This is a genomic window from Paenibacillus phytohabitans, from assembly GCF_013141775.1.
GTDB lineage: Bacteria > Bacillota > Bacilli > Paenibacillales > Paenibacillaceae > Paenibacillus_AQ > Paenibacillus_AQ phytohabitans.
This window is the reverse complement of the sequence record NZ_WHOB01000060.1, coordinates 1-8,662: the sequence shown is the minus strand read 5'-3', so window position 1 is coordinate 8,662 and position 8,662 is coordinate 1. Positions and strand designations below refer to the sequence as shown.

The following is an 8,662-nucleotide window of genomic DNA, read 5'->3' as shown; positions in this document are numbered from 1 at the left end:
GTTGGTAGTGTGGCCAGCTGGGGAGCTCTGGGCGCTACGCCGACAGCGTTAGGGTCCGGACGAAACAGCGTGCAGTTGTCGTGGTCCTGCAGGCCAAGAATGGCACAAGCAAGTTACCGGACAACCGACAAGCTCCAAATGTATATAGTTCAAGGGTGGAAAAGTTCGGACTATAAGGTCAAATCTTAATGAAGGATACGGGATCAAAAATTACATAATAATGAATTTTTCAGAAAATATCGATTTATTTTATTGTTTTCGATTGTAATAGGAACATTAGTTCCTATATTATGATGTATATAAGAACTAATGTTCCTATATAAAAATATGGAGGAATTAAATTGATATATAATATGGACTGTGTTTTAGGCTCAAAGCTTTATTTAGGTGATGAGAGTGTAGATTTAATAATTACTGACCCACCGTATAATTTAGGATTCGCTGGAACTAATATGACAAAAGATAAAAAACCACGTTTTAACATAATTGCGAATGATAAATTGTCAATTAGAGATTATAGAAGGTTTACCTTGGAATGGTTGAGGGAAGCTTTTAGAGTATTAAAACCTGGTCGGCACATTTACGTTTTTATTGATTGGAGACAGTACCCATTGTTATTTCGATTGATGGAGTATGTAGGTTTTTCGATAAAAAATTGTATAGTCTGGGATAAAAAGAATTTCGGGATGGGCTGGCAATATAGATATCAGCATGAATTTGTTATTTTTGCTGTTAAACGAGCAAAAAAAGTTCGCAGAGTTGGCTCAAGATCTACATCAGACATATTGAGAGTGCCGCGCATTAGTGGAAATAAAACAATTCATCCTACTGAGAAGCCGAATGATGTAATCCTTCCAATGATAATTAACAGTAGTGAAGAACAAGAACTAGTAGTGGACTTTTTTGTAGGATCGGGGCCTGTTCCTGAAATATCTCTTAGCAACAATAGAGAATTTATAGGGTTTGAAATTGACTCTAATTATTATACTACTGCCTTGGATCGATGTGGCAAAAATCAGGAGGGGAAGGTATGAAAAAAGGATTGACAAAAAGAGAAAATCAAACTTTAAGAGTTATTGAAGATTACATAATTGAGAATAAACACGCACCAACAATAAAGGAAATCGGATCAATTATAGGTTGGAGTTCTACGTCTACGGTTTATGTTTTTTTGGAACGTCTGATAGATAAAGGATATATTGAAAAGGAAAAGAATAAATCTAGATCTCTAAAGGTGATAAATCATGTCTGACGGAGATATTCAATTTAAGAAAAAATATAGTGACAGTAGATCAAGATACGTGGGAAAAGTTGATGGATTCTGGGCTGAAATTGAGCTGAGTTCTATAGAATCAAGGTTAGGAATTGGAGAAGGTAAGATTTTAAAACTCCTTTTAGTACCTAATCGGTCTGAAGATCTAAAAAAAATTATTATTTATGACTGTGGATGGAAAAATGGAACACCCGACAATTCCATTGTACAAAATGCATTAGATAAAATTGTTAGTTATTTTGATGGAAAAGAGATCAATTGGAGAAATGGAGACTATGTAGGTAGAAAAATAGTACCTTTCAGCAGGGTCTTAGGAGGATAAGAGAATGAAGGTGGGACAACAGATAGAAATCATCTATAAAGATCTCTCAGGGAAAATAACGCAAAGGATTGTTAAAATTTACTGCGTTAGAAGCGATAAATTACTTGCTAAATGCGTGAAATCTGGTGGAATAAGGTCTTTTTTTATTAAAAGCATCTTAGCATGGAAACCGGTAGCGATTATGTAATACGGGGATTCGAAGAAAAAAGACAGTCGAAAATATTGTGAAAACGTTAAAATAGCTTTAATAAAGAGCAATTATAAAAAAAGGAGATGCAGTTTTATACACTGCTCTCCTTTTTTTATAATTATCATTTAGTTAATTGAGAGTATAAGTATATGTGGAGGATCAAGGGTTTGTGATGATGTGCCAGTGCATTGCAATGGACTCCTTTAACTTGTGGCTTTTCAATTTTCTAATCGCACTCCTGGCTGTTCTTACACTATCTGTGAACGCCCTTCAATAGTTTTAGACATTAAATAGCCAGGATTTAATGAATCCTGGCTATAGTCATATATATTAAAGGCTAGTGATTAGCCTTGTAAATGAAAAACAGGGGGTTTCCCCCCTGAAGTAGCAGCTTTCTCTATTAGTATATTCAACGAACAGAATTTCATACCAGCTCATTTGTTTCCATGAGTATTTTTATTATCAATAGACATGAAGATTGCGTGACGAACTTCAATTAACAAAATTTTAGTGATAGAGTCCTTTGGGGCTCTTTTCTTGTTTACTGTTGCGGTTTTTTTCGGATTTTAAGATTGTTGTCCTTTGCAGTTTGAATTATAGCTGTTGCTAACTCTGAAACGTTTTTTTTACCCATGAGTATCCCTCCATGATAAAAGTATAACCCTTTTTAATAATGGTATACCCTTTCCCATAACCGCATAAATACATAATAACCCTGCAACAAAGTAACATTGTTGCAACTATAAAGGAGGTTTTTAGGTGAATCAGGAGGTGGAGAGTAGTAGGAAAACGAGAACAGATAAAAAGAGGGCGGTTAGTCCATTTATAAGTAAGGATCATTTTGAATTGATTAGAAAATTGGCGTACATAACAGATTTACCTCAGAAATCTGTTGGGGAAATATTAATTACAGAAGGCATGAAATCAAACAAAATTATATCCAGTTTAAGGGTGCTTTTTCGGCGCGAGTTTGCAAAGGATGCAGATCATCTATATTTGGGTGATCTAGCAAGAAAACCTTATCGATGTAAGTTGGGAACAGATAAAAAAAGGCTTCCTATGCGGTTTTTAGAGAAAGATTTTAATAATTTGGCTTCGCTAGCCTATGCTCTTGATTGTTCTATTTCCATGGCAGCGGGTTTGCTAATAAAAATGGGAATGAAACGGGATGATTTATATACATTGTTGAGCCAATCTTTACTAAAACGCATGAATCATGAGGAAATACAGGATATTAGAAAGCTCTGCCGGATACTTGATAAAAATAGCCCGGAGCACTACATAACAATGCCCCTGTTAATTTCTCATGCACTAGAATTAGGTATATCAAAGGGGAAAAGTATCAAGTTCATTATTTTAAGTTGGAAAGAGAAAGTGAGATGAGGGGAGTAGGGCTGGGTGGTTAAAAAAGCGATGTGAGCCTATTGGTGCCAAACGCGCTACAACGATCAATTAAGATGAAGGTTCTCATGCTGATGAACAATAGGGTAGCCTACAGATCCTATAGAGCTTCGACTGGACATAGATCCTGGATTCTGGCTCGTGACAGGGAACACAACGTTCGGAGAGAATTTATTAGTTAACACAAAGGCGGCCCTCTATTAGGAGGGCCGCCTTTGTGTTAGTTATTAATGGTAAACGGTAATGTTGGCTGAATACCCTTCTCCCAAAGCTGTTACTCCAAATCCAACATAGTAAAACTTGTTTACGTCCAGATTAGAGAAAGTTACGAGTGTGCCTCCAGGAACAGGAACAGATGAGGTGGTTAAGACACTATTTGAATCTCTACTGTATAGACGCACATATGCACTTGTTGTAGTTTGATTCGAATCTTTTGATGTTTGGATATTTAAATACAGTTTTCCCAAATTATTCGGTGAAAAATAATAATTAGTAAAAATTTCGCTATTGTCTGTCCAGAACGAACCGGTGTAAGATCCGTTAGCGGTAATATTATAAAAAGATGTTGGTCTTGATTGGCTACGAAGGGTGATGTCACCAAATTTTCCCGCGTCTGTTGAGTTTACAGAAGTTGTAGGGGCTTCTGTAACAGTGGCCACAGGCTGAGAAGAAGTCTTAGCAGATATAACAGCATCTTTATTCATATCATCAGCATTTGCCGGGAGAACGAAGTTAACCGTACTCGGTTGTGTAGATACCTGAACGTTAGAAGCACCTGGAGCCTTTTCTGGAGTTACTGGAGCTGCGGATGCACTGATAGATAGCGATAGAGCCATACTCATAGACAATAACAACATAGATGAGCGACGAAACTTTTTCAATTATATCCCTCCTAATTTCCTTATATTTTTAAGGTCTGTTGACCTTTCTTCATTATTATACCAATTTATTACTCATTTTGTAATACAATAATTACATAAGCTCCAAAAATTCCCGGAGATGGGCATTGAAGATCGTTTTACTTTTGTAGACAAGCAGAGTGGGAAAGACTTTGACCGAGAACAGTATAAGGCTATGCTTCTTGTGCTGAGAGAAAGGGATTTATTATACCTGGATGCTCTGGATCGGCTCGATAGAGGTAGCTTTGGAGTCAACAGTTTCCCAACCTTGTAGTATTTTAATAGACTCGACTTGTCTTTTGTTGTCCCAGGTAATAAAGAGCTGGTCTTCTAGATGAATTAGCACTATTGGATCTGGCCGCTGGATTTACCTATGGAAATGCGGCGCGTACTTGGGATTGATATTGGCGATCCGTTTGAATACTTTGTAGAGGAAGCAGATGAACGCCTGATATTGAGGAAATATCGAACCCTGGAATGCATGTTTTGCGCTTCCACAGAAGGGCTGTCTTATTTTAAAGATTATTTCATCTGTGGTTCATGTTTGCCTGAAGGGGGAGGGTTATTCAATCCGGAAGTGGCTGCTACGTTGGAGGAAATAAACACTGAAATAATTATTAAACCAAAATGGGTGCGAAGCAAGGAAACACTTCTCCGGCTGACTAAGGCCATGGAGCAGTACCCGGATGCACCACAAAAAAAATGGGCCGAACTGGTGGGAGTATCCCAGGGACGGGTCAGTCAGTTGGTACGAGATTTGAATAATACAGCCCGCCGATCTCCTGGATCTGGCGAGGAATAAGATAGGCGCTCTCCTGGATAGTCGGGAGAGCGCCTTTGTTCGCTCTGCCTGGTTTAAACCAGGCGAATGGTTGTAACCAATGGGATGTTATAAGGGGTCGATCTGGCAAGCGGTTATAGTCCGGAACAAACTACTTATGATGAAAATACATAATAAAGGCCCCGGTTTGCTTCTTTTAGCTTGAGTTTGAAAACCCTAAAATCATCTTCTGCAATGTTATACGAGAGTGAGCAGCTTTGAATGAGAGAAGTAGGGACGTAAACAGCCGCTGGTAGCCTTCAGAAGATTCGACAGGTCTACGACACGGATTTGTTATTATTCTGATCCGGACTGCTTATGATGTTGTATCCGGTTCGATAGGCAAGCTGCTTACGCTTTACGCTCTACTGATAAATTCATAGTTGACTTACGATACGTGAAAGAAGGAAGGAGGGTTGCAATGAAGCGATTTAAATCTATCGTCCGTTCTATGTGGACAGGCTTGAAATGGGCTGCTAGTCGTTCTTGGTGGTTTCTGAAATCTCCTGGAGTACGGAAAATGCTGAGTCAAATGGTCATCGTTTGGGGCGGGGAGGTTATCAAGCATTTATTAGGTTTGTAATTCAAAAGCGTAGTGAAGGTCTGAAGAACGATCGGATGAGGCTACCGGCTCTAAGGCGGCAAGAGCGGCCCCCTAAGAGCCGCTACGCCCCGCTGCGGGTTACTTGGCCCGATAACCAGAGCGCCTAAACCGGGGTGTACTTCCCCGGTTTAGGCGCTCTAGGTTCCTGTGCCGTGCTTAACACCCCGCACGGAGCCAAGGTCAAGGGCATGCTGGGGCAGATCAGGAAGGCATGGCAGCATCATGAACGCTCCGCGCTGCTACGCTTATCATCAAGCGGCCACGCTGAAGGGCAAGCACCATGATTCCGCTGCGCTGCATCATCGTGCAAGAGATCTGTGAGCTGAAGCAGGGAAGGTATGTATTATTTCTTATTTGTCACGATAAATTTTTTCGAGAACATTAGTCATATCTTCAGGACGAAGTGTACCAAGAAATTTCTTGATTTTATCATGATGCAGTGGAACGAAGTCAGAACATCTTGCAACAGAAGGTGAACTAAGACCCGCCTCTTTCCAATGGATGATACTTACATCCCCACTATCATTATGTCTTTCCTCATGTGAGGTAAGCTTAATTACAAGGGAATGATTATCCTTGGTATCAAAAATTATAGCGGGTCTTAATTTTTCAGCGTCCATATCATCAAAAGGATAGAGGACAGTATACAAATCTCCACGATTATGGTACATAGTTTGGGGATGCTACATATTAGTAGCTAATCCTTTTTGCTCCCCTCTACACGTTTTTTATATTCTAATTCTAATCTTTTTAGGTTTTGCTCACCTTTGGCCCAGAGATCGTCAATTACGGAGTCCACCTTTTTATTGGCAATATTAAGTTTTTCTTGAATAGTACTCATGTCTTTGTCCTCCTCATTGAAACACATTTCACTACCCCCAAGATAATTCTAATCTTGCTGACAGTGTGCTCCCATAAGCTAATAAATTATACGCAAAATCGTTTATTTAAAAAAACAAAGGGGAATCTTACCCATATTATAACACACATTTTTGTGCGAAACACTGGATACATTCATTGGCAAGCTGCCCGATTCTGAATCGTCCAGCATCAGGAGAGCGATGGCTAACGTGTGGTTTGTGATTAATGTGTCGGCGGCGGTCTGATTTTGGCGCTTATCGATATCCGGAAGAGCATCAGCTGTATAGAATCTGCGTGCGGTCCTGCACCAATTAGCCGAGGTTAAGACAGCTACTAAGTTCCTTTAACTGGAATGGTGTCCAACAGGTGAGCTCCAGATCATTCCGCCCGGCGTATACTCGGACCTGCCCACAGGTAATGTAAAATCATACTTTTTAAGTACTTTTTCAATAAGATTATCTGATATAGTTTTAATATAAACAAACAAGGGCTGCCAGGATTCTGGTAGCCCTTGTTTGTTTTTTAGTAGGGACGCTTGAGAGCACTAACTGAATTTGTAGAGAGGAAGTGAAGGAGAATTCTGAAAAATTAAACCTAGTACCGTGCTAAATATTATTAGGTTCAGAAAAGTACTTATCTTTATGAGCACAATCCTTGAAGTATCTAGTGACGGTTCCGGACAGGTAGAAAGGATGATTTTTTTGGAAAATGATTATTCTGTATTCAGAGCAGCGCAAATGCTCAGATGGGTAGATCAAGATGCGTATTTTAAAATGATGTATAGAATTTTAATGGAAAAAGGGCATAGCTCGAATCAAGCACTAGAGGTTTTATTTAACGCTAATGTGTTGGGTGATTCTGCCATGACTGATGAATATGAGTTATATGCTAAAGAAGGAGAAGAATAATAATGCCATTAGAATATAAACGTCCCCTGTATACAGGGGACATCTTTGAGGGAGAAATTGAAGGTTTTTTTGTAAAAGCACATGTTTTTTCTGAACCATCTTCATATGGAATTGCAAAAGGTCGAATCAGCCGATTGACGGTGTATCCCAATAAACAAAAAGTTTTCAGTCTGGCCAACTTTGAACGGGGCTGGGATGGTAAACCTCCGGAAGACATAATGATTCGTGCAGTTATCGCTGTGGCAGTCGAGCAGTTTGATAACAAAGCAGTGGATTGGACGTTTGAGGCCACACGATGATTGCAAAAAAGTCACTTCTCAAATAGGTATTAATGAACTTTTGAGGCAAAGCGAGAGAGGATGAATGAGATGCCTGAAGATGATGCTTGTCCGGCTTGTGGATCTGTAGATGCTGTGATTGAATCGGACAACAATCAAGGTCAATATATCTACCACTGTCTATGGTGCGGCGAAGATTTTGGTGAAAGGGCGGGATTCGATATACATTCTCCAGTGTGATTACCCTGGCCAACTGCTGTAGCTTCGCATGCGGTCCGCCGCAGGTGCTCTCATGGAGACCGGGAGTTCCAGATCCGGACTACCGCCGGCGCACCGATCCGGAGTGATCAGTTGGCCAACCTGCCGTTCGAGCACCCTGTCAGCAGCTGAAGCCTGGGCTCTCCTGAGACCGGGAGTGCCAGAATCCGACTACCGCCGGCGCATCGATCCGGAGTAATAAGTTGGCCAACTTGCCGGCTGAAGGATGAGTGCAGCTAGCTGGCCTTGACTAAACGGTGCAGACTGCACCCGGCCCGCAGCAGCTGGCTGCCGCCGATTCAGCGATCGATAACTCGCCAGGGGTCCACCGGCCCGCCTGCAGGAGCACGGCAACTGCCTTGCCCTGGTTCATTGGCCACCGGCTGCGCGCGGATTCGCAGCCGCTGCGGTAGGCGTTCTTCCGGAGGGCGGTGCGCCCGGTGTACGCCGGTTGGCCACACTGCCGGCTGCAGATCTACTGCAGCTGCTGCCGATGAGCTCCATTACCTGGCTGCCGCCGGTGCATCGATCGATAACTCGCCGGGGGGTCCACCGGCCCGCCTGCAGGACCACGGCAAAAGTCTCGCCCAGGTTGATTGGTCGCCGGGTGCGCGCCGGTTGGCCACACTGCCGGCTGCAGATCTACCGCAGCTGCTGCCGGTGCTCTCCTGGATGCCGGTGAGCTCCATTACCTGGCTACCGCCGGGGCAGCGATCGATAACTCGCCGGGGGTCCACCAGTCTACCTTCAGGACCGCGGCAACGGTCTCGCACTGGTTAATCGGTCGCTGGCTTTGTGCGCGGATCCGCGGCAGCGGCGGTAGACGTTCTTCCGGAGGGCTGTGCGCC

Annotated in this window: 14 protein-coding genes; 10 read left to right on the top strand and 4 right to left on the bottom strand. The window is 42.1% G+C overall.

What is annotated here, in order from left to right:
* The first annotated feature begins 341 nt into the window (after positions 1-341).
* The 5 genes from GC101_RS20160 to GC101_RS20140 all read left to right on the top strand — a co-directional run bounded on the left by GC101_RS20160 (position 342) and on the right by GC101_RS20140 (position 3,168).
* On the top strand, positions 342-1,034 hold the full coding sequence (locus GC101_RS20160; RefSeq protein WP_246354425.1) for a DNA-methyltransferase: 693 nt from the start codon (positions 342-344) through the stop codon (positions 1,032-1,034).
* Positions 1,031-1,252, top strand: coding sequence for a LexA family protein (locus tag GC101_RS20155; RefSeq protein ID WP_171718705.1), 222 nt, complete (start codon positions 1,031-1,033; stop codon positions 1,250-1,252). The genes GC101_RS20160 and GC101_RS20155 overlap by 4 nt, the downstream gene beginning before the upstream one ends.
* A complete protein-coding gene (locus tag GC101_RS20150; protein WP_171718704.1) occupies positions 1,245-1,595 on the top strand; it encodes a DUF7678 domain-containing protein in 351 nt (116 codons plus the stop codon). Before GC101_RS20155 ends, GC101_RS20150 begins: the two co-directional genes overlap by 8 nt.
* A 4-nt stretch (positions 1,596-1,599) precedes the next feature.
* The gene (locus GC101_RS20145) at positions 1,600-1,782 is read left to right on the top strand and encodes a hypothetical protein (protein WP_171718703.1); all 183 of its coding nucleotides are present in this window, start codon (positions 1,600-1,602) and stop codon (positions 1,780-1,782) included.
* Positions 1,783-2,544: 762 nt separating this feature from the next.
* Entirely contained in the window at positions 2,545-3,168 is a 624-nt protein-coding gene (locus tag GC101_RS20140; RefSeq protein ID WP_171718702.1) for a hypothetical protein, read from the top strand.
* A gap of 245 nt (positions 3,169-3,413) precedes the next feature.
* Here the strand turns inward: GC101_RS20140 and GC101_RS20135 are convergent, their stop codons facing one another.
* Positions 3,414-4,067 carry a hypothetical protein gene (locus GC101_RS20135; RefSeq protein WP_171718701.1) on the bottom strand — a complete coding sequence of 218 codons (654 nt, stop codon included), beginning with the start codon at positions 4,065-4,067 and terminating at the stop codon, positions 3,414-3,416.
* A 391-nt stretch (positions 4,068-4,458) separates the two neighbouring features.
* Here GC101_RS20135 and GC101_RS20130 point away from each other — a divergent pair, with 391 nt between their 5' ends.
* Positions 4,459-4,887, top strand: a complete 429-nt coding sequence (locus GC101_RS20130; protein ID WP_171718700.1) for an AbrB/MazE/SpoVT family DNA-binding domain-containing protein — start codon at positions 4,459-4,461, stop codon at positions 4,885-4,887.
* A 439-nt stretch (positions 4,888-5,326) separates the two neighbouring features.
* Positions 5,327-5,488 (top strand): hypothetical protein, encoded by a 162-nt coding sequence (locus GC101_RS20125; protein ID WP_171718699.1) that lies wholly within the window; start codon positions 5,327-5,329, stop codon positions 5,486-5,488.
* 371 nt (positions 5,489-5,859) lie between these two features.
* Here the strand turns inward: GC101_RS20125 and GC101_RS20120 are convergent, their stop codons facing one another.
* Together GC101_RS20120 and GC101_RS20115 are read right to left on the bottom strand one after the other, a co-directional pair.
* On the bottom strand, positions 5,860-6,180 hold the full coding sequence (locus GC101_RS20120) for a type II toxin-antitoxin system PemK/MazF family toxin (RefSeq protein ID WP_171718698.1): 321 nt from the start codon (positions 6,178-6,180) through the stop codon (positions 5,860-5,862).
* Between the two features lie 26 nt (positions 6,181-6,206).
* Entirely contained in the window at positions 6,207-6,350 is a 144-nt protein-coding gene (locus GC101_RS20115) for a hypothetical protein (RefSeq protein WP_171718697.1), read from the bottom strand.
* Between the two features lie 721 nt (positions 6,351-7,071).
* On the opposite strand from GC101_RS20115, the gene GC101_RS20110 reads away from it, so the two are divergent.
* Entirely contained in the window at positions 7,072-7,278 is a 207-nt protein-coding gene (locus GC101_RS20110) for a hypothetical protein (RefSeq protein ID WP_171718696.1), read from the top strand.
* 2 nt (positions 7,279-7,280) lie between these two features.
* Positions 7,281-7,577 (top strand): DUF7678 domain-containing protein, encoded by a 297-nt coding sequence (locus GC101_RS20105; RefSeq protein ID WP_171718695.1) that lies wholly within the window; start codon positions 7,281-7,283, stop codon positions 7,575-7,577.
* Between the two features lie 487 nt (positions 7,578-8,064).
* Here GC101_RS20105 and GC101_RS36575 read toward each other — a convergent pair whose 3' ends face one another.
* Positions 8,065-8,187: a hypothetical protein gene (locus GC101_RS36575; protein ID WP_281365903.1), complete on the bottom strand. Its 123-nt coding sequence runs from the start codon at positions 8,185-8,187 to the stop codon at positions 8,065-8,067.
* 223 nt (positions 8,188-8,410) lie between these two features.
* On the opposite strand from GC101_RS36575, the gene GC101_RS35835 reads away from it, so the two are divergent.
* Positions 8,411-8,662 (top strand): hypothetical protein (locus tag GC101_RS35835; RefSeq protein WP_216626689.1); only part of this gene is annotated, 252 nt, incomplete at its 3' end.

What these genes read in the sequence shown, in the direction of transcription:
- GC101_RS20150 (WP_171718704.1), top strand. Translation starts at nt 1,245, where the DNA reads ATGTCTGACGGAGATATTCAATTTAAGAAAAAATATAGTGACAGTAGA.
- GC101_RS20105 (WP_171718695.1), top strand. Translation starts at nt 7,281, where the DNA reads ATGCCATTAGAATATAAACGTCCCCTGTATACAGGGGACATCTTTGAG.
- GC101_RS36575 (WP_281365903.1), bottom strand. Translation starts at nt 8,187, where the DNA reads ATGAACCAGGGCAAGGCAGTTGCCGTGCTCCTGCAGGCGGGCCGGTGG.
- GC101_RS20125 (WP_171718699.1), top strand. Translation starts at nt 5,327, where the DNA reads ATGAAGCGATTTAAATCTATCGTCCGTTCTATGTGGACAGGCTTGAAA.
- GC101_RS20120 (WP_171718698.1), bottom strand. Translation starts at nt 6,180, where the DNA reads ATGTACCATAATCGTGGAGATTTGTATACTGTCCTCTATCCTTTTGAT.
- GC101_RS20155 (WP_171718705.1), top strand. Translation starts at nt 1,031, where the DNA reads ATGAAAAAAGGATTGACAAAAAGAGAAAATCAAACTTTAAGAGTTATT.
- GC101_RS20145 (WP_171718703.1), top strand. Translation starts at nt 1,600, where the DNA reads ATGAAGGTGGGACAACAGATAGAAATCATCTATAAAGATCTCTCAGGG.
- GC101_RS20115 (WP_171718697.1), bottom strand. Translation starts at nt 6,350, where the DNA reads ATGAGTACTATTCAAGAAAAACTTAATATTGCCAATAAAAAGGTGGAC.
- GC101_RS20130 (WP_171718700.1), top strand. Translation starts at nt 4,459, where the DNA reads ATGGAAATGCGGCGCGTACTTGGGATTGATATTGGCGATCCGTTTGAA.